This window comes from Candidatus Psyllophila symbiotica, from assembly GCF_029910555.1.
Lineage (GTDB): Bacteria > Pseudomonadota > Gammaproteobacteria > Enterobacterales > Enterobacteriaceae_A.
Genome location: NZ_CP092142.1, coordinates 167,355 through 192,657, shown reverse-complemented (window position 1 = coordinate 192,657; position 25,303 = coordinate 167,355). Strand labels below are relative to the sequence as shown.

Sequence of the window (25,303 nt, the reverse complement as noted above, 5' to 3'; positions counted from 1 at the left end):
ATATTTATTTATAAAATTATATTATAAATTCAAAATTTAAATAATGTTAAAATATAATGATTTATATTGGATGAATAAAGCATACAAATTAGCTTTAAAAGCAAAAAAAAACAATGAAATACCGATTGGATCAATACTTATGTTTAAAGATAAAATAATTAGTAAATCTTATAATAAATCTATTCAAAAAAACGATCCAACTGCACATTCAGAAATTAATGTTATAAGAAATAGTTGTAAAATATTAAAAAATAATTATTTATTAAATACAACACTTTATGTTACATTAGAACCTTGTATAATGTGTATAGGTGCTATATTAAACAGTAAAATTGAAAAAATAGTTTTTGGGGCATCATGTAACAAACTAGGCTCAATTAATTTTTTAATGAATACTTTAAATAATTTAGGTTATGATCATAAAATTAAAATTACTTCAGGTATATTAAAAAAAAAATGTTCACAAATTTTAAGAAATTTTTTTTTAAAATAATTTTTGATTTTTAATTTCTGTTAAACCATTAAATATAATTTTTTCTTTAAGTATTTCTTCAATTCTAATGAGTCTATTATATTTTGCTATTCGATCTGTTCTACTTATAGAACCTGTTTTAATTTGACCAGCTGAAGTTCCTACAGCTAAATCACAAATAGTTGTATCTTCAGTTTCTCCAGAACGATGCGATATTATAGTTGTATAACCATTTTTTTTAGCTATTTTAATTGTATTCAAAGTTTCAGTAAGAGTACCAATTTGATTATATTTTATTAAAATAGAATTTGCAACATTATTAATAATACCTTTTTTTAATAAATCAGGATTTGTAACAAACAAATCATCACCAACAAGTTGAATTTTATTACCCATAATTTTTGTTTGATAAACAAATCCTTCCCAATCAGATTCATCTAATCCATCTTCTATAGATAATATTGGATATTTATTTGTTAATTTTTTTAAAAAATCACTAAATTCTATAGATGTGAATTCTTTTTTAATATTATTTTCTGATATTATATATTTTTTATCTTTATATAATTCTGATGCTGCACAATCAATAGCCAAAGATATATCTTTATATAATTTATAACCAGAATTTTCAATAGCTTCGATAATTAAATCAAAAGCTTCATCATTTGATTTTAAATTTGGAGCATAACCACCTTCATCACCAACCGAAGTTATCATATTTTTTTTTTTAAGAATTTTACCTAAATTATGAAATATATTTGCGCTAATTATTATTGAATCTTTAAAAGTTTTTGCGTTTATAGGTTGTATCATAAATTCTTGAATATCTATATTATTATCAGCATGTTTTCCACCGTTAATTATATTTATCATTGGTAATGGCATTGAAAATATTTTAGGAGTTCCATTTAATTCAGATATATATTCATATAAAGGTATGCATTTATAATACGCTGCAGCTTTTACGTTTGCTAAAGATACACTTAAAATAGAATTAGCACCTAATTTTGATTTATTTTTAGTACCATCTAATTTAATCATTAAATTATCAATATAATTTTGATTTAACGAATCTTCATTAATAAGAATACGTGAAATTTTTTTATTAATAATATCAACTGATTTTAAAACACCTTTACCTAAAAATCTTAATTTATCATCATCTCTTAATTCTAATGATTCATAAGTACCAGTAGACGAACCAGAAGGAACCGAAGCTATACCTATAAAACCACTATTTAAATGAACTTCAGTTTCAACAGTTGGAAAACCTCTAGAATCCAAAATTTCTCTAGCTATTATTTTTTTAATTTTAGACATTTTATCCTTATTTATAATAAATAAATTTATAAAATATTTAATTTTGAAAAAAAAATTTAAAATATAATAATTAATGTTATTTGTAATTAAATTCCATTCAAAAGTAATTAAATTATTATTTATTATGTAAATATAATAAAAATTATCATAATAATTTTAAAACATTAATATTTTTAACATTTATAAAGTGTTTTTAAAAAATAAATTCATACTTGACAATTTTTAAAATTTATTTATTTTAAAAATTTAATTTTAAATAACATATTTAAAATAAAAAAGGTTAAAATGGTAACAATTAATCAATTAATTAGAAAATCTAGATTATCAAAAAAAAATAAAAGTAACGTACCAGCATTAAAAAATTGTCCTCAAAAAAGAGGTGTATGTATTAAAGTATATACCACTACTCCTAAAAAACCTAATTCAGCATTACGAAAAGTTTGTAGAGTACGTCTAACTAATGGTTTTGAAGTTACTTCATATATTGGAGGAGAAGGACATAATCTACAAGAACATTCAGTTGTGTTAATTAGAGGTGGAAGAGTTAAAGATTTACCTGGTGTAAGATATCACACTATTAGAGGATCACTTGATTGTAATGGCGTAAAAGATAGAAAAAAATCAAGATCTAAATATGGCGTTAAAAAACCAAAATAATTTTTAAAATTAATAATATATTTATATTATTAAATATGGAGTTATATGTCACGTAAAAAAAAAATAAAAAAACATAAAATTTTACCGGATCCAAAATTTAAATCAAAATTATTAACAAAATTTATTAACATAATAATGGTTAACGGTAAAAAAACTTTAGCTCAATCAATAGTATATAATGCTTTAGAAAATTTAATAAATTATACTAAAAATTTTTCGTTAGAAGTATTTAAAAAAGCTATTATAAATATTGGTCCATTAGTAGAAGTTAAATCACGTAAAATAGGCGGAGCAAATTATCAAGTACCAATTGAAGTTAATTTGAAAAGAAGAAATTCGTTAGCAATGAGATGGATTATTAAAGCAGCACAAAAACGTAAAAATAAATCTATGTCATTAAAATTATCAAATGAATTATTTGACGCGTCAAATAATAAAGGATTAGCATTTAAAAAACGCGAAAATGTCCATAAAATGGCTGAAGCAAATAAAGCATTTGCACATTATAAATGGTAATAATTTTAAAAATAAGGAGTTTAAATGGTAAGAAAGACACCTATTGAATATTATCGTAATATTGGTATTAGCGCACATATAGACGCAGGTAAAACAACAATTACTGAACGTATTTTATTTTATACTGGAGTTAACCATAAAATTGGTGAAGTTCACGATGGAACAGCAACTATGGATTGGATGGAACAAGAACAAGAAAGAGGTATTACAATAACTGCAGCATCTACAACAACATTTTGGTCTGGTATGTCAAATCAATTTAAACCACATAAAATTAATATAATAGATACTCCAGGACATGTTGATTTTACTATTGAAGTTGAAAGGTCAATGAGAGTATTAGATGGTGTAATAATGGTATATTGTTCAGTTGGCGGAGTTCAACCACAATCTGAAACTGTATGGAAGCAAGCTAATAAATATAATGTTCCTAGAATTGCATTTATAAATAAAATGGATAGAATTGGTGCTGATTTTTTTAAAGTAATAAAGCAAATAAAAAAACGTTTAAATTCAGAACCAGTTCCAATACAAATTCCAATAGGAAAAGAAGAAAAATTTATCGGAATTATAGATTTAATTAAAATGAAAGCTGTTATATGGAATGATTTTGATTTAGGTAATACTTTTAAATACAAAAAAATTCCAGATAATATGAAAATTATATCTAAAAAATGGAATAAAAAATTATTAGAATACGCTGCAGAAGTATCAGAAGAATTAATGCAAAAATATTTAGATGGTAAAAAAATAAGCGATATTGAAATAAAAAAATCCTTAAGAAAACGTGTTTTAAACAACGAAATAACTTTAATTACATGTGGGTCAGCATTTAAAAACAAGGGTGTTCAAGCTTTATTGGATTCAATAATAGAATATTTACCATCACCTAAAGATATTAAATATATAAATGGTATTTCAAAAGACAAAAAAAAAATAAAACGTTTATCAAATGACAAAGAACCTTTTTCAGCATTAGCTTTTAAAATTATTAACGATCCTTATGTCGGAAATTTAACTTTTTTAAGAGTTTATTCAGGTTTTATTAATTCAGGAGATATTGTATTAAATTCAACAAAATTAATAAGAGAAAGATTTGGTCGTATTTTACAAATGCATGCTAATAAAAGAGAAGAAATTAAAAAAGTTTTTACTGGAGATATATTTGCAGCTATAGGTTTAAAAAATGTTATAACTGGAGATACTTTATGTGATATAAATAATCCAATAGTTTTAGAAAAAATGGAATTCCCTTTACCAGTAATTTCAATAGCAGTTGAACCTAAAACTAAAAGCGATCAAGAAAAAATGAGTATAGCTTTAAATCGTTTATCAAAAGAAGATCCATCATTCAAAGTGCTAATAGATTTAGAAACAAACCAAACAATAATATCAGGTATGGGAGAATTGCATCTTGATATTATAGTAGAAAGAATGAAGCGTGAGTTTAATGTTGAAGCAAATATTGGCAAACCTCAAGTAGCATATCGTGAAACAATTAAAAAAAAAAGTTTAAATATTGAAGGAAAATATATTAAACAAACTGGAGGACGAGGACAATATGGGCATGTAGTTATTGATATTTATCCATTAAATTTAAATTTAAATTTAAATAACTATGAATTTATTAATAATATTAAAGGAGGAGTTATTCCTAATGAATATATTTTAGCAATTAAAAAGGGTATTAAAGAACAATTAAAATCTGGACCATTAGCAGGTTATCCAGTTGTCAATATTGGTGTACGTTTACATTACGGATCGTATCATGATGTTGATTCATCAGAAATTGCTTTTAAAATAGCTGCATCTATGGCATTTAAAGAAGGTTTTAAAAAATCAAAACCAATATTACTTGAACCGATTATGAAAGTAGAAGTTGAAACACCTAAAAATTATATAGGTGATATAATTGGTGATTTAAGTAGAAGAAGAGGTATTTTAAAAGGCCAAGAAAATAATTTAAATAATATAATTATTTACGCAGAAGTTCCTTTATCTGAAATGTTTGGATATGCTACTAACTTAAGATCATTAACTAAAGGAAGAGCATTCTATTATATGAAATTTATTAAATATGATTTAACACCTAATAATATATCTAAAAAAATTATAAAAAAAAGAGGATATTAGTAATTTTATTATTTATAATTAACTTTAAATTAAAATCTAATTATTAATATAATTTTAAAATAATATATTTTAAATAAAGCAAAAACTAAAATTAAAATTTAATTATTAATATAATTATAAAAAATATTTTAAATTAAACAAAAAACTAAAATTAAAAGGAAATTATTTTGTCAAAAAAAAAATTTGAACGCAAAAAAATACACTTAAATGTTGGAACTATAGGTCATGTTGATCATGGTAAAACAACTTTAACATCAGCAATTACTACAATTTTAGCTAAAAAATATGGCGGTACAGCAAAAGCATTTGAACAAATCGACAGTGCACCGGAAGAAAAAGCTAGAGGTATTACAATTAATACTTCACATGTTGAATATGATACAAATATTCGTCATTATGCTCACGTTGATTGTCCTGGACATGCTGATTATGTTAAAAATATGATTACAGGAGCAGCTCAAATGGACGGAGCAATATTAGTAGTAGCAGCGACTGATGGACCAATGCCACAAACTAGAGAGCATATTTTACTTAGTCGACAAGTAGGTGTTCCTTATATAATTGTTTTTTTAAATAAATGCGATATGGTTAAAGATGAAGAACTTTTAGAATTAGTAGAAATGGAAGTAAGAGAGCTTTTAACACAATACAATTTTCCAGGTGATACAACACCAGTAATTAGAGGATCAGCGTTAAAAGCTTTAGATGGAAATTCAAAATGGGTAAACAAAATTATAGATCTTTCAAATAGTTTAGATACATATATCCCTAATCCTAAAAGATTGATTGAAAAAGATTTTTTATTACCTATTGAAGATGTTTTTTCAATTTCTGGTAGAGGTACAGTAGTAACTGGTAGAGTTGAAAGAGGAATTATCAAAATTGGTGAAGAAATCGAAATAATAGGAATTAAAAATACTGTTAAAACTACTTGTACAGGTGTTGAAATGTTTCGTAAATTATTAGATGAAGGAAGAGCTGGAGAAAATATAGGTGTTTTACTAAGAGGTATAAAACGAGAAGACATTGAGAGAGGACAGGTATTAGCAAAACCAGGATCAATAAAACCCCATACTGTTTTTGAGTCAGAAGTTTATATATTAAATAAAGAAGAAGGAGGTAGACATACACCATTTTTTAAAGGTTACAGACCACAATTTTATTTTAGAACAACTGATGTTACAGGTAATATTGAATTTTCACAAAATAATATTGAAATGGTTATGCCAGGAGATAATATTAAAATGATAGTTACTTTAATAAGTCCAATAGCTATGGACGTAGGTTTGAGATTTGCTATTAGAGAAGGTGGTAAAACTGTAGGTGCTGGAATAGTAACGAAAATAATTTCTTAATTTTACACGGGGCACTAAGTGCCCTACTTTAAACAAAATAAATTGTTTTAAAAATAACAAACATTAATAACTAATTATATTAATAATTATTTTAAATTGGTTTTAAATGAAAACTATTGAAGAAATAAAAAAACAAATTAATAATAATTTAATTTTAATATATATGAAAGGTACACCTAAAAATCCTAATTGCTCTTTTTCAGAAAAAGCTGTTCAAATTTTATTTAAATGTTGTAATAAATTTTCATATGTTAATATTTTAGAAAAACCATTTATAAAACAAGAACTACCTAAATATTCAAATTGGTATACTTTTCCTCAAATATGGATTAATAAAGAATTTATAGGAGGTTATGATATTATTAAATATCTTTATAAAACTAAAGAATTACAAAAAATGATTAAAAATATTCAAAAATAAAAATTTTATATTACTATTGGCATTATAATGTGTAAATATTTGATATTTTTACTAATATATGTTATTTGAATACTATTATCCAAATCTTTAATTAATATTTTGATATATTTTTTAACAAATGAATTTAATATAGATAAAATATAATTTAAATTAACACCAATTTTTATTTTAGGTCCATTATAAATAATTTCAATAAATTCTTCCGCTTTTTCTTTTGGCGGTTTATATGTTTTTATTTTTAAATTATTTTTATTTAAAATTAAATATACAATATTAAATTTTTCACTTGCTAAAATAGATACACGTTTAATAGCTTCTTTAAAATCATCTGAATTTATTTCAAAACTTTCTCCTTTTTTATTATCTAATAAATTTTTATAATTTGGATAATTTCCATTTATTAATTTTGAAGTAAATATTAAATTTTTAATATATATACGTATATTGTTTTTACCTATTTGTAATTTCATATCACCTTTTTTTAATAAACGCATTATTTCTAAAATTCCTTTTTTAGGTATAATTATAGAACAAAATGGTAATTCTTGCGTAATATATAAAGTACAAATAGATAATCTATGTCCATCTGAAGCAGTGCATTGTATTATATTTTTTTTGATTTCCAAAAATATGCCATTTAATGAATATTTAATATCATTATTTGATATTGAAAAATAAGTGCTGTTAATAATATTTTTAAACACATGCTGATTTAATATAAATTCCAATTGATTTTTAATAATCCATTTATCTATACTAGGAAAATTATTTGATGGCAATGTAGATAAACAAAATTTAATTTTTTTTGTTTTCATAAATATTAAATCTTTTTCTAATTTTATTAAAATTTCAGAATTATCTGGTAAATTTTTAAATATATTTATAAAATTTTTAGTGGAAACTGTTATTGATCCATCTTCAGAATTTCCACATAATTTAACTTTTGATATTATTTCCATTTCTTGATTAGCATGAGTAACTAATAAAATATTATTTTTAACTTTTAATAAAATATTATTATATATATATAAATTATTAGTATTTAATATATAATTTAATTGATAAACATTATTTAAAAATGTCTCTTTAATAATATCAAATTTCATGTTTTATTCCTTATAAATATTATATTTATATAAATAATGGGTCGTGCGGGATTTGAACCTGCGACCAATTGATTAAAAGTCAAGTGCTCTACCAACTGAGCTAACGACCCATTAATTATATAAATAATTGTACTAAAAATATTTAAAATTAGCAATAAATAATTTTAAAAATATATAAAAAATTATTATACATATTTTAAATTAATTAAAATATTTAAATACATTTTAAATAAACTAAATAAATATTTAAAAATAATAAAATTATAAAAACAAGTTATTTTAGAAATAATAATAATTCCTTGACATTATAAATAAATATTTTAGAATTAAATTGTTTAAAAATATTTTTAAAATTAAATAATTTTAAATAAAATTATTTTTAAATTTATATGGGCACTCACAGAAAAATATTTTTAATAAATTAAAAATTAATTTTTTTAGAGTCAATAAATAAACATGTAAATTTAAAATTAGTTTTAAAGAAAAAAAATTTGTTCTCAAATTGAAGAGTTTGATCATGGCTCAGATTGAACGCTAGCGGCAAGCTTAACACATGCAAGTCGAGCGGCAACGAAAAATAGTTTAACTATTTTGACGGCGAGCGGCGAACGGGTGAGTAATATCTGGGGAACTACCCAATGGAAGGGAATAACTATTAGAAATGATAGCTAATACCATATAATGTCTTGTAAAAAGACCAAAGGGGTAAATAATATCATGCCATTGAATGTGCCCAGACGAGATTAGCTAGTAAGCGAGGTAAAGGCTCACTTAGGCAATAATCTCTAGCTGGTCTGAGAGGACGACCAGCCACACTGGAACTGAGACACGGTCCAGACTCTTACGGGAGGCAGCAGTGGGGAATATTGCACAATGGGCGAAAGCCTGATGCAGCTATGCCGCGTGTGCGATGAAGACCTTAGGGTTGTAAAGCACTTTCAGAGGGAAAGAAAAAAATTAACTTAATATGTTAATAATTGACGTTACCTTCAAAAGAAGCACCGGCTAACTCCGTGCCAGCAGCCGCGGTAATACGGGGGGTGCGAGCGTTAATCGGAATTACTGGGCGTAAAGAGCACGTAGGCGGTATATTAAGTCAGATGTGAAATCCCTAAGCTTAACTTAGGAACTGCATTTGAAACTAATAAACTAGAGTTTTGTAGAGGGGGGTAGAATTCCAGGTGTAGCGGTGAAATGCGCAGATATCTGGAGGAATACCAGTGGCGAAGGCGACCCCCTGGGCAAAAACTGACGCTGAGGCACGAAAGCGTGGGGAGCAAACAGGATTAGATACCCTGGTAGTCCACGCCGTAAACAATGTCGATTTGAAAGTTGTATCCTTGAGATATAGCTTTCGTAGCTAACGTGTTAAATCGACCGCCTGGGGAGTACGACCGCAAGGTTAAAACTCAAATGAATTGACGGGGGCCCGCACAAGCGGTGGAGCATGTGGTTTAATTCGATGCAACGCGAAAAACCTTACCTACTCTTGACATCCAGAAAACATTTCAGAAATGAAATTGGTCCTATTGGAATTCTGAGACAGGTGGTGCATGGTTGTCGTCAGCTCGTGTCGTGAGATGTTGGGTTAAGTCCCGCAACGAGCGCAACCCTTATCCTTTGTTGCCATCGAGAAAGTCGGGAACTCAAAGGAGCCTGCCAGTGATAAACTGGAGGAAGGTGAGGACGACGTCAAGTCATCATGGCCCTTATGAGTAGGGCTACACACGTGCTACAATGGTGTACACAAAGAGTAGCTAACTCGCGAGAGCAAGCCAATCTCAAAAAAACAGTCTCAGTTCGGATTGAAGTCTGCAACTCGACTTCATGAAGTCGGAATCGCTAGTAATCGCGAATCAGCATGTCGTGGTGAATACGTTCTCGGGGTTTGTACACACCGCCCGTCAAACCATGGAAGTGAGCTGTAAAAGAAGTAATTAGCTTAATCTAAGGAAGGGCAATTACCACTTTGTGGTTCATAACTGGGGTGAAGTCGTAACAAGGTAACCGTAGGGGAACCTGCGGTTGGATCACCTCCTTACTTTATTAAAAACGTGAGTGCCCATATAAATTTTAAAATATAACAAATATTCAAAAATAGGCTTGTAGCTCAGATGGTCAGAGCACACCCCTGATAAGGGTGAGGTCGGTGGTTCAATTCCACTCAGGCCTAAATTTTATATTTTAACTGACCTATTAAATTATTAAAATATTTTAAAAATATCCCCTTTTATTTTAAAGGGGCTATAGCTCAGCTGGTAGAGCGCCTGCCTTGCAAGTAGGAGGTCAGCGGTTCGACCCCGCTTAGCTCCATATTGTTTATATATTAAAGTAAAATTATATACATTATAAACATTATTATTTAAAATTCAAAAATATTAATTTATACATTTTAAGTTTTATAAAATTAAGAAACTAAGCGTATACGGTGGATGCCTAGGCAATCAGAGGCGAAGAAGGGCGTGCAAATCTGCGAAAAGCATTGATAAGGTGATTGACCCGATAAAATCAATGATACCCGAATGGGGAAACCCAGTGTTTTTAAAACACTATTTTGTTATGAATACATAATAACAAAAAGCAAACCAGGTGAACTGAAACATCTAAGTAACCTGAGGAAAAAAAATCAATTGAGATTCCCTTAGTAGTGGCGAGCGAAATGGGACAAGTCAAGAGATATTTTAAAAAAATATATTTTAGTAGAAGTTTTTGGAAAAAAACATAATATAGGGTGATAGTCCCGTATACAAAAAATTATATTTTTTTTTCTCTAATAGTAAAACGGGACACGTGTAATCCTGTTTGAATACGGGGGGACCATCCTCCAAGACTAAATACTCCTGATTGACCGATAGTGAACTAGTACCGTGAGGGAAAGGTGAAAAGAACCCCGGAAGGGGAGTGAAATAGAACCTGAAACCGTATACGTACAAGCAGTAGAAGCATTTATATAATGTAACTGCGTACCTTTTGTATAATGGGTCAGCGACTTATATTTTGTAGCAAGGTTAACCATATAGGGTAGCCAAAGGGAAACCGAGTCTTAAATGGGCAAATAGTTTCAAGATATAGACCCGAAACCCGGTGATCTAACCATGAGCAAGTTGAAAATTAATTAAAACTAATTGAAGGACTGAACTGACTAATGTTGAAAAATTAGCAGATGACTTGTGGTTAGGGGTGAAAGGCCAATCAAACCGGGAGATAGCTGGTTCTCCTCGAAAGCTATTTAGGTAGCGCCTCATGTAATTCATCTTCGAGGGTAGAGCACTGTTTCGGGTAAGGAATCTACCGATTTTTGAACCGTTGCAAACTCCGAATATCGAAGAATGTTATCATGGGAGACACACGGCGAGTGCTAACATTCGTCGTGAAAAGGGAAACAACCCAGACCACCAGCTAAGGTCCCAAAATTATAGTTAAGTGGAAAACGATGTGGGGGGGCATAAACAACCAGGATGTTGACTTAGAAGCAGCCATCATTTAAAGAAAGCGTAATAGCTCACTGGTCGAGTCAACCTGCGCGGAAGATGTAACGGGGCTAAACTATATACCGAAGCTGTGGTAACAATATTTATTATTGTTAGGTAGAGGAGCGTTCTGTAAGCTGTTGAAGGAAAATTGAAAAATTTTCTGGAGGTATCAGAAGTGCGAATGCTGACATAAGTAACGATAAAGCGGGTGAAAAACCTGCTCGCCGAAAAACTAAGGTTTCCTGTCCAATGTTAATCAAGGCAGGGTAAGTCGGTCTCTAAGATGAGGCTGAAAAGCGTAGTCGATGAACAACAGGTTAATATTCCTGTACTTTATTTTTATTGCTAAAAAAGGGACGAAGAAGGCTAAACTATCCAGGTGTCGGTTGTCTTGGTTTAAGTACGTAGAAGTTTTAACTTTAAGATACAATGAATAATCATTAAATATGATAAATTAGTTAATGCCATACTTACAAGAAAAGCTTTTAAAGCAAAAATAAAAATAAAGCCGTACTACAAACCAACACAGGTGGTTAAGTAGAGAATACTAAGGCGCTTGAGAGAACTCGGGTGAAGGAACTAGGCAAAATAGTGTCGTAACTTTGGGAAAAGGCACGCTGGTATTAAGTAAAATTCTAAACGAATCAAGCTGAATCCAGTCGCAGATAATAGCTGGCTGCAACTGTTTAATAAAAACATAGCACTGTGCAAACACGTAAGTGGAAGTATACGGTGTGACGCCTGCCCGGTGCTGGAAGGTTAATTAATAGAGTTAGTAGAAATACAAAGCTTTTGATCGAAGCCCCAGTAAACGGCGGCCGTAACTATAACGGTCCTAAGGTAGCGAAATTCCTTGTCGGGTAAGTTCCGACCTGCACGAATGGCGTAATGATGGCCAGACTGTCTCCACCCGAGACTCAGTGAAATTGAAATTGCTGTGAAGATGCAGTGTACCCGCGGCAAGACGGAAAGACCCCGTGAACCTTTACTATAGCTTGATATTGAATATTAATTTTTAATGTATAGGATAGGTGGGAGGTTTTAAACTTAAAACGCAAGTTTTAATTAAGCCATACTTGAAATACCACCCTTTAAAATTTAATATTCTAATTTAATTCCATTATCTGGAATAAAGACAATGTCTGGTGGGTAGTTTGACTGGGGCGGTCTCCTCCTAAAGAGTAACGGAGGAGCACAAAGGTTAGCTAATTACGGTCAGAAATCGTAATTTTAAGTGCAAAGGCATAAGCTAGCTTAACTGCGAGAGTGACAACTCGAGCAGATGCGAAAGCAGGTCTTAGTGATCCGGTGGTTCTGCATGGAAAGGCCATCGCTCAACGAATAAAAGGTACTCCGGGGATAACAGGCTAATACCGCCCAAGAGTTCATATCGACGGCGGTGTTTGGCACCTCGATGTCGGCTCATCGCATCCTGGAGCTGAAGAAGGTTCCAAGGGTTGGGCTGTTCGCCCATTAAAGCGGAACGCGAGCTGGGTTCAGAACGTCGTGAGACAGTTCGGTCTCTATCCGTCGTGGGCGTTGGAAGATTGAGAGGGGTTGCTTCTAGTACGAGAGGAGCGAAGTGAACGTACCGCTGATGTTCGGGTTATCATGCCAATGGTACTGCCCGGTAGTTAAGTACGGAAGAGATAAGCGCTGAAAGCATATAAGTGCGAAACTTGCCTCAAGATAAATCTTCCCAGAACCTTATGGTTCCTAAAGGGACGTTTGAGACTAAGACGTTGATAGGTTGGGTGTGTAAGTATAGCAATATATTAAGCTAACCAATACTAATGAACCGTGAGACTTAATTTTATATAACTAAATATTTAAATAATTTTAAAATATTTATTAATTTTATTTTTTAAATTTTTATTTGCCTGGCATTAATAGCACAGTAGCACCACCTGATTCCATCCCGAACTCAGAAGTGAAATACTGTATCGCCGATGGTAGTGTGAGGATCCCTCATGTGAGAGTAGGAAAATGCCAGGCATTTATATTTAAAAAATTTAAAATTATTAATTTAATAAATTAAATCAATTTAATAAATTTTTTTTTTTTTTTCCCTTTTGTTTCGAATTTTATTTTGCCATTTTTTAATGCAAATAATGTATAATCTTTAGCACAACCTACATTTTCACCAGCATGAAATTTATTCCCATTTTGCCTAACAATAATATTCCCAGCTAAAACTATTTCACCACCAAATTTTTTAACACCTAATCTTTTAGATTTAGAATCTCGTCCATTTCTAGTAGAACCACCAGCTTTTTTTTGAGCCATATTTTTCCTTATTTTTATTTAATTATTTTAATTATTTTAACTTCTGTATATTTTTGTCGATGACCTATTTGTTTTAAATGATGTTTTCTACGTTTAAATTTAATAATTTTTTTTTTAATATCTTTACCATGATTAATAATTTCAGCTTCTATTATAATATTTTCAACAAAAGGATTTCCAATTTTAATATATTTATTTTTAACAAACAAAAGAATTTTTTCAAATTTAATTATTTCCCCTATTTTATTATTTATTTTTTCAAGGCGTAAAATTTTATTTTTAACAATCTTATATTGTTTACCACCATTAATTATAATTGCATACATAATAAACCTTATGTAAATAATTTTAGTAATATATAATAATTAATTATATTTATTCCATTCTCTACCATCTTTTTTAATTAAAAAATTTGATTCTTCAGGTCCCCATGAACCGGATTTATATAAAATAGGTTTTTTTTTAGTAATTTTACAACCATTTATTATAGGATCTATCCATTTCCAAGATTCTTCTAATTCTTCGCAACTAACAAAATGCGACTGAATACCATACATTATTTCTAATATTAAAAGTTCATAAGCATCTGTTTTATATTCATTATTTCTATAAAAATTAAAATCAAGTTTTGTTAATTGTAATTCATATTTATTTTTTAAACCAGGTAATTTATTTAAAATTTGCATTTCAACCCCTTCGTTTGGTTGTAAACGAATTATTAGTTTATTTTGAAAATTTTTTTTATTAAATTCTTTAAATAAATTAATAGGTAAATTTTTGAAATAAATTACAATTTCTGAAAATTTTTTTTTTAATCTTTTTCCACTACGTAAATAAAATGGTACGCCTGCCCAATTTAAATTATCAATATCAACACGTAAAGAAACAAAAGTTTCAGTATTACTATTTTTATCTAAATTTATTTCATCTAAATAACCTGGTACATTTATTCCATTAATTTTTCCAAAAGTATATTGCCCTAAAACTATTTTTTCATTAATATTATTATAATCAATTTTTCTTAATGAACGTACAATTTTTATTTTTTTTTCTCTAATACTATTAGTATTTAAATTTTTTGGAGATTCCATAGCAATTATACTTAAAATTTGTAATAAATGATTTTGTATCATATCTTTAATTTGACCTGTTTTATCAAAATATTCTATTCTACCTTCAATTCCCACTTCTTCTGAAACTGTAATTTGAACAGAATCAATAATATGATTACCCCAATTATTTAAAAAAAAACTATTAGAAAATCTAAAAGCTAATAAATTTAAAATAGTTTCTTTACCTAAATAATGATCAATTCTGTAAACTTGAGATTCATTAAAATATTTTAAAATTTTTTTATTAATATAATTATACGATTCTAAATTTGTTCCTAAAGGTTTTTCTATAACAATACGTGAAGTTTTTTTATTTATTTTTGCTTTTCCTAATCCATCACATATAGCAGAAAAAGTACTTGATGGCATAGCACAATAATTAATTGAAACGCGATTTTTTTGATCTAAAATTTTTTTTAATTTTATGAAATTGTCACTATAATATACATCTAAATTACAAAATTTAAAACGAGAAATAAATTTTAACCAAATTTTTTCATTAATTTTTTCTTTTAAAAAAGTAACTAATGATTTTCTTATCATATTAATATAATCTATTTTATGCCATTTAGAACGTCCAACTCCAATTACACAAGTATTATTATGAATATTATTAGTTTTTTCCAAATAATATAATGATGGTAATATCTTGCGTTTAGATAAATCACCTTTAACTCCAAAAATTATGAAGTCACATGGTTTAATTTTTTCCATATAAATTCTCAAAATATTAAAATAATTTTAAATAAAATTATAATTATTTTAATTTTAAATAAACAACTATTTTAAAAAATAAATTAAATTAATTTTTTAATATTTTTATAATTTTTAAAAAATTATTAATATTTAAAGATGAATTACCAATTAATAAACCATCAATATCTTGTTGCATTAATAATTCTTTAGCATTTTTATAATTAACAGAACCACCATATTGTATTATAATTTGTTTAGATATTTTTTTATCATATAAACTAATTGTTGATCGTATAAATTTATGTATTTTTTGAACATCTTTAAAATTTGCAGAAACTTTATTACCAATAGCCCATACAGGTTCATATGCAATAACACAATTTTTAAACACTTTAATACCTAAATTTTTAATAATTAAATTAATTTGATTAAAACAAATTTCTTTAGTTTTATTTTTTTTTTTTTCTTCTAATGTTTCACCAATGCATAAAATTGGAATTAAATTATTTTTTTTAACATTTATAAATTTTTTTAAAATTTCAAAATCAGTTTCATTATGATAAATACGTCTTTCAGAATGACCTATTAATACATATTTTACACCTATATCTTTTAACATTGAAATCGATACATCACCAGTAAAAGCACCGGATAAATTAACATCAACATTTTGAGCGCATATAGTAATATTAGTATTTTTAATTTCTTTTATAGATGTATGTAAATAAACCAACGGAGGAGCAATAGCAATATTATATAATTTTTTTTTATTTAATTTATAACATAATTTTTTTAAAAAAACATTAACAAAATATTTATTTCCATTTAATTTCCAATTGGCAATAATTAAAGGGAATTTCATGTTATTCCTTAATTTTTAAAATTGTAAATTATTAAAAATTATATAATAATATTTTAAAACAACAAAAATATTATATAATTATAATTAATATAAATTCAATTAAAATATTTGATTTATTATTTTAAAAATATTATTCTATTACTAAAATAAAATTATTTATATAAATTTAAATTACTTAAGGAAACAAATGCCTAATATTAAAATTTTTGCAGGAAATTCAAATACTGAAATTGCTAAAAAAATATCAAAAAAATTAAAAATTAATTTAAGTTGTTCTCATGTTGGACGTTTTAGTGACGGAGAAATCAATATTCAGGTAAATGAAAATGTTAGAGGAGATGATGTATTTATAATACAATCAATTTGTTCGCCAAGTAATGATAATTTAATGGAACTACTTATTATGGTTGATGCGCTTAGAAGGGCATCGGCAGGACGTATTACCGCTGTAATTCCATATTTTGGATACGCTAGACAAGATAGAAAAATTTATTCATCCCGTGTACCAATAACTGCAAAATTAATAGCTAACTTTTTAACAAATGTAGGAGTTAATCGTATATTAACTGTAGATTTACATTCAGAACAAATTCAAGGATTTTTTGATATTCCTGTAGATAATATATTTGGTAGTTTAATTTTTTATAAAGATATAATTAAAAAAAAGAAAGAAGATAAAATTACAATAGTATCCCCAGATATTGGAGGAGTTATAAGAGCAAGAGCTATATCAAAAATTTTAAACGATGTTAATATTGCTATAATAGATAAACGCAGAAATAATTCAAATACTTCACAAGTAATGCATATAATAGGTAATATTATTAATAAAAATTGTATACTAATAGATGATATGATTGACACTGGAGGTACTTTATGTAAAGCAGCCAAAGCTTTAAAAAAAAATGGTGCTACTAAGGTTTATGCATATGTAACACATCCTGTGTTTTCAGGTAATTCTACACAATATATGAAATATTCTGAAATTGATGAAATTACTGTTTGTGATAGTATTCCATTATCTAAAAAAATTTCTGAAAGTATTAAAATAAACACACAAACATTATCAAATATACTTGCTGAATCTATACGTAGAATACATAATGGTCAATCAATATCAGAAATGTTCAAAATTTAATAAATATTATTAATTTTAAAAAATTTAATTTAAAACAATCTATTTTAAAAAGGATAATTATGAATAAAAACAAAATAAATAAAAATTTAAATAATCAATTAAATTTAGAAAATTATTCATCAAATTTATATTTACAAATGAGTGCATGGTGTAATATTGAAAATTATAAAAATGCATCTATTTTTTTTAAAAAAAACTCAGAAGAAGAATTAAAACATATGGAAAAAATATTTAATTTTTTATGTGATATTAATATATTACCAATATTAAATTTTAATATTTATTTTAAAATAAATTTTAATTCCATACAAGATATTTTTAAAAAAGCTTATATTAACGAAAAAAAAATAACACGTAATATTAATTATATATCAAATATTGCATTTAAAAAAAGAGATTTTAAAACTTTTCATTTTTTAAGTTGGTATATTTTAAAACAAAATGAAGAAGAAAAAATACTAAAAACAATTTTAGATAATTTAAAATTTTTTAATTATAATAACAAAAATTTTTTAATTTTTGATAATTTATTTTTATCAAAATACATTTAAATTCAAAATAAAATTAAATAATTATTTAATTACTTTTATTAATTTAAAATTTAATGAATTTATAAAATAATTTTATAATTTTCAATTTTTTTAATAAATTTCTTAGGTATTTCTTTAATAAATCTAGATGGTATTGGAAATATATTTTTACCATGCAAATAACGACTTTTAGTATAAGTTAATATTAATTTTTTTTTTGCTCTTGTTATTCCAACATAAGCTAATCTTCTTTCTTCTTCTAAAGATTTACTATTAATTATAAATTTATTAGGGAATATCCCTTCTTCCATTCCAATTATAAATACCTGATTAAATTCCAATCCTTTAGAAGAATGTAAAGTCATTAATTTCACTGAATCAATTTTCTTAATATCTATGTTATCATTATTTAATATAATATTTGATAAAAATAATTTTAAAATTTCAGTTTCTTTAATATTTTCAAAATAAAATTTTTTACTTAATTCAATTAATTCATATACATTATTAATCCTAATTTTAAAATCTTCTTTTTTTTTATACATTAAAAATAAGTCAATTTTTTGAATAATATAATTTATTTGTTCATATAATTTTAAATTTATTATTTTTTTTTTTATTTCATTAATTAAAATAAAAAAACCATTTAAATTTAAAAATTGACGATTTTTTAAAATTTTATATTTTAAAATTTTATATACTGCTTTAAATAAAGATATTTTATATTTTTTTGAAATTTCATTTATTTTATTAATAGTATTAATACCAATACCTCTTTTAGGAGTATTAATAATTTTTAAAAATGAAATATTATCATTATTATTTAAAATAAAACGTAAATAAAAAATTATTAATTTAATTTCTATTCTATTAAAAAAATTAATACTATTTAAAATTTCATAATTAATATTATTTCTTAATAAAATTTTTTCTAAAATATTAGATTGAATATTTTTTCTATATAAAACTGCAAAATCATTTAATAATCCACCATTATATTTCCAAATTTTAATATAATTAACAATAAAAACCGCCTCATCTATTTCATTTTTTGCAGAATATATTGAAATTAATTCACCATTTTTTTTTTGTGTCCATAATTTTTTTTTAATTCGATTATTATTATTATTAATTAATTCATTTGCTGCAAATAAAATATTTCCAGTCGATCTATAATTTTGTTCTAAACGAATAATTTTTGTATCTGGATAATCAAATATAAATTTTTGTATAAACTCACTTTTAGCGCCTCTCCAACCATATATAGATTGATCATCATCACCAACAACCATAATTTTATTATTTTTATTTTTAATTGTACTTATCCATTTATATTGAATATTATTAATATCTTGAAATTCATCTATTAAAATATATTTAAATTGCATATTATATTTTTTTAAAACAACAGGATTTTTAAATAAAAAATCATTCGCGCTTATTAAAATTTCCCCAAAATCTAAAAAACAATGTTTATAACATTCTTTTTGATATATTTTATATATATATAATAATTTATTATTAAATTCATTACTACAATTCATATCAACATAATCTTTAGAATACAAACCTAAATTTTTAATTTTATTAATATAATACATAGATTTAATAGGAGGATATTTTTTAATATCTAAATTTAATTTTTTAGTAATACTTTTAATTAAATAAATTTGATCATTTTTATCAATTATTTGAAAATTTTTATTATTAGAATTTAAATATAACATTTTATAAGCTAAACCATGAAAAGTACCAACCCAAATATCATTTATATTAAATTTTATTAATTTATTAATTCTATTATATATTTCTTTAGAAGATTTATTAGTAAATGTAACAGCCAAAATTGATTTGGGCGAAATATTTTGATTTTTGATTAACCAAAAAATACGATTAACTAAAACTCTAGTTTTACCACTACCAGCGCCAGCCAATATTAATAAATTTTTATTATTTGAAGTAATTGCTTCAATTTGATTTTCATTCATGTTTTTAATTATTTTACTATACATAAAACACTTAATAAAAATTTATAAAAATATTTCATAATATTAATATTGTTTATATTTAAAAAATATTTAAAAATTAAATAATAACAAAAATTTAAATTACTTTTAATATTTTATCAATAATACTTAAAATAAATATTAATACTCATTAATATAATTTATATTATACATAGGTATTTCTATTACTAAATCTCTATTATTAATTTTAATTTGACAACTTAATCTACTTTTAATTTCTAATCCCCAAGCTTTATTTAAAATATTATCCTCATTTTCTTTAATATTACTTAAAGAATTTGAACCTTTATGAATAATACAATGACAGGTAGTACATATACAAGATTTTTTACACGCATTTTCTATCTTTATGTTATTTCTATGAGCTATATCTAATAAATTTTCATTTTTTTTTGATTCTATAATTAAACCATTTGGACATATTTTTTTATGAGGTAAAAAAAATATTTTTGGCATTTAATATCCTAAATATAAAAATTATAAATAATTATTCTAATAATATTTAAAATATCTTTAAATAAAGTTAAATATTAAATAATATAATATAATTTTATATTAAAAACAAATATAAATTTTAATTAATACAAATATTTAATAATATATTTTTAAAATACTATTTTATTTAAAAATTATGACAAATATAAAATCATCAAAAAAAAGAGATATACAATCTAAAAAAAAACATAAATATAACTCAAGTTATAAATCTATGTTAAAAACTTATATCAAAAAAAACCTTTCAGCAATATATTCTAAAAATAAAAAAAAAGCAGAAAAAAATTTTATTAAAACTCAAAAAATTTTAGACAGACAAGTTTCAAAAAAAATAATTCATAAAAATAAAGCATCACGTTATAAATCTATTTTATCTATTAAAATAAATAAAATGTAAAATAAAATTATTTTATTAATTTAATTTCCACGAACTCATTTAAGAGCTCGTGAAAATTTTATAAAATATCTTTAAATTTATCATCATTATAATAATCATCATAATCATAATCATAATTATCATTACTATTATCATCATCATTATTATCAGATTGATTTTTTTTAATTTTATTAATACATTTTGAAATTTTATTTTTATGATATAAATAACCACTACCAGCAGGAATAAGTCTACCAACTACTACATTTTCTTTTAAACCTCTAAGTTCATCTATTTTTTCGCAAATTGATGCTTCTGTTAAAACACGAGTTGTTTCTTGAAATGATGCGGAAGAAATAAATGAATTAGTAGTTAAAGATGACTTAGTAATTCCTATTAAATTATATAAAAATAATATAGGGTTTTTTTTTTGCATTTTTAATTGTTCATTTATAATTTTAACACGAGACAACTCAACTTTTTCCCCAGGTAAAAAATGACTATCACCAGGATGTTTTATAATAACTTTTCTTAACATTTGACGAATAATAACTTCTATATGTTTATCATTTATATTAACACCTTGTAAACGGTAAACATCTTGTATTTCATTAACAATATAATTAGTAACTTCACTTAAACCTCTTAAACGTAAAATATCATGAGGAATTTTAGAACCATAAGAAATCACATCTCCTTTAAAAACATATTCGCCTTCAAAAATATTTAATTGTCTCCATTTAGGAATCATAATTTCACAAATTTTTATACCTCTTGATTTTATATATAAACGCTTTTTGCCTCTTGAATCTTTACCAAAAGTAACAACTCCATTAACCTCAGCTAAAACCGCTGGTTCTTTAGGTTTTCTTGCTTCAAATAAATCTATAACACGAGGTAAACCTCCGGTAATATCTTTAGTTTTGCCAATTTCTTGAGAAATACGCGCTAATATACTACCAATTTTAATTTCCTCACCTTCTTTTACTAAAACTACAGCTTTTGGGGGTAATAAATAATGCGCGATTATATCAGTACCTGGAAAATATACTGGTTTATGATATGCATCAACTACTGTTAAAAATGGCCTAAAATCTTTATTTTTAAAAACAAATTCATTATATTCTAAAACAACCATTACAGATAAACCAGTTAATTCATCATTTTTATACACTACTGTTTTACCATTTACAATACTTGAAAATTTAACATAACCATAAACTTCACTTATAATTGGCATTATATGAGGATCCCAATTAGCAATTATTTCTTTTGATATAACTGTATCATTATGAACTTTAGTAATAATTGATCCATAAGGAATTTTATGTATTTCTTTAATACATTTGAATTCATCAATTACTTTAAATATAGAATTACGTGAAGTAACAATAGTTTTACCATTAATATTTTTAATGCATTTTAAATTTTTACATTTAATTTTACCACTATTTTTAATTTGAATAAAAGATTCAGTTGCAACACGAAATGCAGTACCTCCTACATGAAAAGTCCTCATTGTCAATTGAGTACCTGGTTCACCAATAGATTGAGCAGCAATAATACCAATAGCTTCGCCTTTATTAACAATACTTCCTTTAGATAAATCCCTACCATAACATTTTGAACAAACTCCAAAATTAGTTTCACAAGTTACAACAGATCTAACTTTTACTTTACTAATATAATTTTTTTTTAAAATTTCACATAAATATTCATCTAAATAAGTATTTTTAAAAATTAAAACTTTATTTGTATTTTTAATATTAATATTTTCTGAAGTTATTCTTCCTAAAACACGATCACTTAGTGATATATTAACAATATCACCTTCAATTATAGAAGTTAACCAAATTCCATCTTCTGTTCCACAATCTGTTTCAGTAACAACCAAATCTTGCGCTACATCAACCAATCTCCTAGTTAAATAACCAGAATTAGCTGTTTTTAAAGCTGTATCTGCCAATCCTTTTCTGGCACCATGTGTTGAAATAAAATATTGTATTACATTCAATCCTTCTCTAAAATTTGCAGTTATTGGAGTTTCAATAATAGATCCATTAGGTTTTACCATTAAACCTCTCATTCCAGAAAGTTGTCTAATTTGAGTAATTGATCCTCTAGATCCAGAATCCGCCATCATAAAAATATTATTAAAAGATATTTGATCAATTGTATTATTATTATTATTTTTAATAGTTTTTACATATGATAAATTTTTAATCATAGACTTTGTAATATTATCGTTTGCTATAGCCCATATATCAATTACTTTATTATAACGTTCACTATTTGTTATAAAACCAAATTGAAATTGATTTTGAATTTCTTTAACATCTTTCTCTGCTTTTTTAATAATTTCCTTTTTATCATTAGGAATTATCATATCATCAATAGATACAGAAATACCTGATTTTGTTGCATATTTAAACCCAAAAGACATCAATTTATCAGCAAAAAAAACAGTTTTTTTTCGACCTAAATCACGAAAACAAATACTTAAAATATTTAAAATTTTTTTTTTATCTAAATTATTATTAATAATATTATATGATAAACCTTTTGGAAAAATTTTCCAAAGAATCGCTCTTCCTATAGTAGTATTAACAATTCTTTTTCTATTATTCCATTTTTTTTTAACTTTAAAACTTTCATTAACTTTAACTTTAACACTTGCGTGTAAAGATGCAAATCCCATAGAATATACCATTTTAGCTTCTTTTATACTATTTAATATCATACCACTTCCTTTAGAATTTATATCTTTACGTGTCATATAATATAAACCCAAAACAATATCTTGTGAAGGGACAATAACTGGTTCACTATTAGCAGAAGATAAAATATTATTTGTTGACATCATAAGAACACGTGCTTCTAATTGAGCTTCATTTGTTAACGGTATGTGCACAGCCATTTGATCACCATCAAAATCTGCATTATATGCAGAACAAACTAATGGATGCAATTGTATAACTTTTTCATCTGTTAGAATTGGGTCAAACGCTTGAATTCCTAAACGATGTAATGTAGGTGCTCTATTTAATAATACTGGATGAACTTTAGCAATTTTTTCCAAAATATTTAATACCATAGGATCTTCATTATCAAGCATTTTTTTAGCAGATTTTATTGTATTTGCTAAATTCATAAATTGTAATTTACCAAAAATATATGGTTTAAATAATTCTAACGCCATTTTTCTAGGTAAACCACATTGATTTAATTTTAAAAAAGGCCCAACAGTAATTACTGATCTTCCAGAATAATCTACTCTTTTACCTAAAAGATTTTGTCTAAATCTACCTTGTTTACCTTTAATTATATCTGATAAAGATTTTAAAGGACGTTTATTAGTTCCTAAAATAACTCTACCTCTACGTCCATTATCAAATAATGCATCTACTGATTCTTGTAACATACGTTTTTCATTTTTAATAATAATATTAGGAGCAGATAATTTTAATAATTTTTTTAATCTATTATTTCTATTAATAATACGACGATATAAATCATTAAGATCTGAAGTAGCAAATTTATTTTCATCTAATGGAACTAATGGTCTTAAATCAGGTGGTAATACAGGTAAAACTGTTAATATTAACCATTCTGGTCTATTATGTGTATTAATAAATGATTCTAATAATTTTATTCTATTTATTAATTTTTTTCTTTTATTTAAAGAATGAACTTCATATAATTTATATCGTAATTCAACATATTCTGATTTTAAATTTATTTTTTTTAATAAATGCAAAATAGCTTCAGCTCCAATTTTAGCAATAAATTTATTACCAAATTTTTTTTTATATAAAACATACTCTCTTTCATTAATAAGTTGATTTTTTTTTAAATTTGAAGAACCATTTTTAATAACTATATATGATTCAAAATATAAAATTCTTTCAATAATTTTTAAAGATAAATTTAATAATAAACTAATTCTAGATGGTAATGATCTAAAAAACCAAATGTGAGCAATAGGTGTTGATAATTTTATATGACCCATTCTTTCACGTCTTACTTTTTTCTCAATAATTTCAACACCACATTTTTCGCATTTAATGCCACAATATTTTAATTTTTTATATTTTCCACATAAACATTCATAATTTTCAATTGGTCCAAAAATACTAGAACAAAATAAACCATCACGTTCTGGTTTTAAAGTACGATAATTAATTGTTTCAGATTTTTTGACTTCTCCGAAAGACCAAGAAAGTATCTTTTCAGGTGATGCTAAAGAAATTTTAATTGCATCAAATTCTATAATATTATCTTGATCCGGTATTAAATTTAAATAATTAGACATAAATTACCTCAATAAT

18 protein-coding genes, 3 tRNA genes and 3 rRNA genes are annotated in these 25,303 nt (G+C 25.3%); 14 read left to right on the top strand and 10 right to left on the bottom strand.

Features of this window, described 5'->3' with window-relative positions:
- The first annotated feature begins 43 nt into the window (after positions 1-43).
- On the top strand, positions 44-493 hold the full coding sequence (tadA, locus tag MEJ61_RS00980) for a tRNA adenosine(34) deaminase TadA (protein ID WP_459563229.1): 450 nt from the start codon (positions 44-46) through the stop codon (positions 491-493).
- Here tadA and eno read toward each other — a convergent pair.
- Entirely contained in the window at positions 485-1,792 is a 1,308-nt protein-coding gene (eno, locus tag MEJ61_RS00975; protein WP_459563228.1) for a phosphopyruvate hydratase, read from the bottom strand. The genes tadA and eno overlap by 9 nt on opposite strands.
- A 285-nt stretch (positions 1,793-2,077) precedes the next feature.
- Between eno and rpsL the strand changes: the two genes are divergently transcribed.
- The 5 genes from rpsL (at position 2,078) to grxD (ending at position 6,874) form a co-directional block, all read left to right on the top strand.
- Positions 2,078-2,449 carry a 30S ribosomal protein S12 gene (rpsL, locus tag MEJ61_RS00970; RefSeq protein WP_459563395.1) on the top strand — a complete coding sequence of 124 codons (372 nt, stop codon included), beginning with the start codon at positions 2,078-2,080 and terminating at the stop codon, positions 2,447-2,449.
- A gap of 45 nt (positions 2,450-2,494) precedes the next feature.
- Positions 2,495-2,965 carry a 30S ribosomal protein S7 gene (gene rpsG / locus MEJ61_RS00965; protein WP_459563226.1) on the top strand — a complete coding sequence of 157 codons (471 nt, stop codon included), beginning with the start codon at positions 2,495-2,497 and terminating at the stop codon, positions 2,963-2,965.
- 24 nt (positions 2,966-2,989) lie between these two features.
- On the top strand, positions 2,990-5,098 hold the full coding sequence (gene fusA / locus MEJ61_RS00960; RefSeq protein ID WP_459563394.1) for an elongation factor G: 2,109 nt from the start codon (positions 2,990-2,992) through the stop codon (positions 5,096-5,098).
- A 167-nt stretch (positions 5,099-5,265) separates the two neighbouring features.
- Entirely contained in the window at positions 5,266-6,453 is a 1,188-nt protein-coding gene (tuf, locus tag MEJ61_RS00955; RefSeq protein WP_459563224.1) for an elongation factor Tu, read from the top strand.
- A gap of 106 nt (positions 6,454-6,559) precedes the next feature.
- Positions 6,560-6,874 carry a Grx4 family monothiol glutaredoxin gene (gene grxD / locus MEJ61_RS00950; protein ID WP_459563223.1) on the top strand — a complete coding sequence of 105 codons (315 nt, stop codon included), beginning with the start codon at positions 6,560-6,562 and terminating at the stop codon, positions 6,872-6,874.
- 5 nt (positions 6,875-6,879) lie between these two features.
- Here the strand turns inward: grxD and dnaN are convergent, their stop codons facing one another.
- Together dnaN and MEJ61_RS00940 are read right to left on the bottom strand one after the other, a co-directional pair.
- Positions 6,880-7,980: a DNA polymerase III subunit beta gene (gene dnaN / locus MEJ61_RS00945; protein WP_459563222.1), complete on the bottom strand. Its 1,101-nt coding sequence runs from the start codon at positions 7,978-7,980 to the stop codon at positions 6,880-6,882.
- Between the two features lie 37 nt (positions 7,981-8,017).
- Positions 8,018-8,090 (bottom strand) — tRNA-Lys (locus MEJ61_RS00940).
- A 389-nt stretch (positions 8,091-8,479) separates the two neighbouring features.
- Here MEJ61_RS00940 and MEJ61_RS00935 point away from each other — a divergent pair.
- From MEJ61_RS00935 to rrf, 5 genes are all read left to right on the top strand, one after another.
- Positions 8,480-10,021 (top strand): 16S ribosomal RNA (locus tag MEJ61_RS00935).
- Between the two features lie 58 nt (positions 10,022-10,079).
- Positions 10,080-10,153, top strand: a tRNA-Ile gene (locus MEJ61_RS00930).
- Positions 10,154-10,220: 67 nt separating this feature from the next.
- A tRNA-Ala gene (locus MEJ61_RS00925) sits at positions 10,221-10,293 on the top strand.
- 92 nt (positions 10,294-10,385) lie between these two features.
- Positions 10,386-13,268: ribosomal RNA gene (locus tag MEJ61_RS00920) — 23S ribosomal RNA — on the top strand.
- 64 nt (positions 13,269-13,332) lie between these two features.
- Positions 13,333-13,448: ribosomal RNA gene (rrf, locus tag MEJ61_RS00915) — 5S ribosomal RNA — on the top strand.
- The 16S, 23S and 5S rRNA genes sit together here with 2 tRNA genes alongside, the layout of an rRNA operon.
- Before the next feature lie 39 nt (positions 13,449-13,487).
- Here rrf and rpmA read toward each other — a convergent pair.
- The 4 genes from rpmA to tpiA form a co-directional block, all read right to left on the bottom strand.
- Entirely contained in the window at positions 13,488-13,739 is a 252-nt protein-coding gene (rpmA, locus tag MEJ61_RS00910; protein WP_459563221.1) for a 50S ribosomal protein L27, read from the bottom strand.
- A 14-nt stretch (positions 13,740-13,753) separates the two neighbouring features.
- On the bottom strand, positions 13,754-14,065 hold the full coding sequence (gene rplU / locus MEJ61_RS00905) for a 50S ribosomal protein L21 (RefSeq protein ID WP_459563220.1): 312 nt from the start codon (positions 14,063-14,065) through the stop codon (positions 13,754-13,756).
- 39 nt (positions 14,066-14,104) lie between these two features.
- The gene (gene zwf / locus MEJ61_RS00900; protein ID WP_459563393.1) at positions 14,105-15,565 is read right to left on the bottom strand and encodes a glucose-6-phosphate dehydrogenase; all 1,461 of its coding nucleotides are present in this window, start codon (positions 15,563-15,565) and stop codon (positions 14,105-14,107) included.
- Positions 15,566-15,653: 88 nt separating this feature from the next.
- Positions 15,654-16,409 (bottom strand): triose-phosphate isomerase, encoded by a 756-nt coding sequence (gene tpiA / locus MEJ61_RS00895; RefSeq protein WP_459563218.1) that lies wholly within the window; start codon positions 16,407-16,409, stop codon positions 15,654-15,656.
- A gap of 187 nt (positions 16,410-16,596) precedes the next feature.
- Here tpiA and MEJ61_RS00890 point away from each other — a divergent pair, with 187 nt between their 5' ends.
- Together MEJ61_RS00890 and MEJ61_RS00885 are read left to right on the top strand one after the other, a co-directional pair.
- Entirely contained in the window at positions 16,597-17,547 is a 951-nt protein-coding gene (locus MEJ61_RS00890) for a ribose-phosphate pyrophosphokinase (RefSeq protein ID WP_459563392.1), read from the top strand.
- Positions 17,548-17,606: 59 nt separating this feature from the next.
- Positions 17,607-18,098, top strand: coding sequence for a ferritin (locus tag MEJ61_RS00885; protein ID WP_459563216.1), 492 nt, complete (start codon positions 17,607-17,609; stop codon positions 18,096-18,098).
- 59 nt (positions 18,099-18,157) lie between these two features.
- Here MEJ61_RS00885 and MEJ61_RS00880 read toward each other — a convergent pair whose 3' ends face one another.
- Both MEJ61_RS00880 and fdx read right to left on the bottom strand, forming a co-directional pair.
- Entirely contained in the window at positions 18,158-20,089 is a 1,932-nt protein-coding gene (locus MEJ61_RS00880) for a UvrD-helicase domain-containing protein (RefSeq protein WP_459563215.1), read from the bottom strand.
- A gap of 135 nt (positions 20,090-20,224) precedes the next feature.
- On the bottom strand, positions 20,225-20,560 hold the full coding sequence (gene fdx / locus MEJ61_RS00875; RefSeq protein ID WP_459563214.1) for an ISC system 2Fe-2S type ferredoxin: 336 nt from the start codon (positions 20,558-20,560) through the stop codon (positions 20,225-20,227).
- A gap of 175 nt (positions 20,561-20,735) precedes the next feature.
- On the opposite strand from fdx, the gene rpsT reads away from it, so the two are divergent.
- On the top strand, positions 20,736-20,996 hold the full coding sequence (gene rpsT / locus MEJ61_RS00870; protein WP_459563213.1) for a 30S ribosomal protein S20: 261 nt from the start codon (positions 20,736-20,738) through the stop codon (positions 20,994-20,996).
- Between the two features lie 58 nt (positions 20,997-21,054).
- Here rpsT and rpoC read toward each other — a convergent pair whose 3' ends face one another.
- Positions 21,055-25,287: a DNA-directed RNA polymerase subunit beta' gene (rpoC, locus tag MEJ61_RS00865; protein WP_459563391.1), complete on the bottom strand. Its 4,233-nt coding sequence runs from the start codon at positions 25,285-25,287 to the stop codon at positions 21,055-21,057.
- Positions 25,288-25,303: the final 16 nt, after the last annotated feature.

Excerpts from the sequence above, each read along its gene's own strand:
- dnaN (WP_459563222.1), bottom strand. The coding sequence starts at position 7,980 with ATGAAATTTGATATTATTAAAGAGACATTTTTAAATAATGTTTATCAA.
- rplU (WP_459563220.1), bottom strand. The coding sequence starts at position 14,065 with ATGTATGCAATTATAATTAATGGTGGTAAACAATATAAGATTGTTAAA.
- fdx (WP_459563214.1), bottom strand. The coding sequence starts at position 20,560 with ATGCCAAAAATATTTTTTTTACCTCATAAAAAAATATGTCCAAATGGT.
- rpsG (WP_459563226.1), top strand. The coding sequence starts at position 2,495 with ATGTCACGTAAAAAAAAAATAAAAAAACATAAAATTTTACCGGATCCA.
- rpsL (WP_459563395.1), top strand. The coding sequence starts at position 2,078 with ATGGTAACAATTAATCAATTAATTAGAAAATCTAGATTATCAAAAAAA.
- tadA (WP_459563229.1), top strand. The coding sequence starts at position 44 with ATGTTAAAATATAATGATTTATATTGGATGAATAAAGCATACAAATTA.
- fusA (WP_459563394.1), top strand. The coding sequence starts at position 2,990 with ATGGTAAGAAAGACACCTATTGAATATTATCGTAATATTGGTATTAGC.
- grxD (WP_459563223.1), top strand. The coding sequence starts at position 6,560 with ATGAAAACTATTGAAGAAATAAAAAAACAAATTAATAATAATTTAATT.
- rpoC (WP_459563391.1), bottom strand. The coding sequence starts at position 25,287 with ATGTCTAATTATTTAAATTTAATACCGGATCAAGATAATATTATAGAA.
- MEJ61_RS00885 (WP_459563216.1), top strand. The coding sequence starts at position 17,607 with ATGAATAAAAACAAAATAAATAAAAATTTAAATAATCAATTAAATTTA.
- rpmA (WP_459563221.1), bottom strand. The coding sequence starts at position 13,739 with ATGGCTCAAAAAAAAGCTGGTGGTTCTACTAGAAATGGACGAGATTCT.
- MEJ61_RS00880 (WP_459563215.1), bottom strand. The coding sequence starts at position 20,089 with ATGTATAGTAAAATAATTAAAAACATGAATGAAAATCAAATTGAAGCA.
- eno (WP_459563228.1), bottom strand. The coding sequence starts at position 1,792 with ATGTCTAAAATTAAAAAAATAATAGCTAGAGAAATTTTGGATTCTAGA.
- MEJ61_RS00890 (WP_459563392.1), top strand. The coding sequence starts at position 16,597 with ATGCCTAATATTAAAATTTTTGCAGGAAATTCAAATACTGAAATTGCT.
- zwf (WP_459563393.1), bottom strand. The coding sequence starts at position 15,565 with ATGGAAAAAATTAAACCATGTGACTTCATAATTTTTGGAGTTAAAGGT.
- rpsT (WP_459563213.1), top strand. The coding sequence starts at position 20,736 with ATGACAAATATAAAATCATCAAAAAAAAGAGATATACAATCTAAAAAA.
- tpiA (WP_459563218.1), bottom strand. The coding sequence starts at position 16,409 with ATGAAATTCCCTTTAATTATTGCCAATTGGAAATTAAATGGAAATAAA.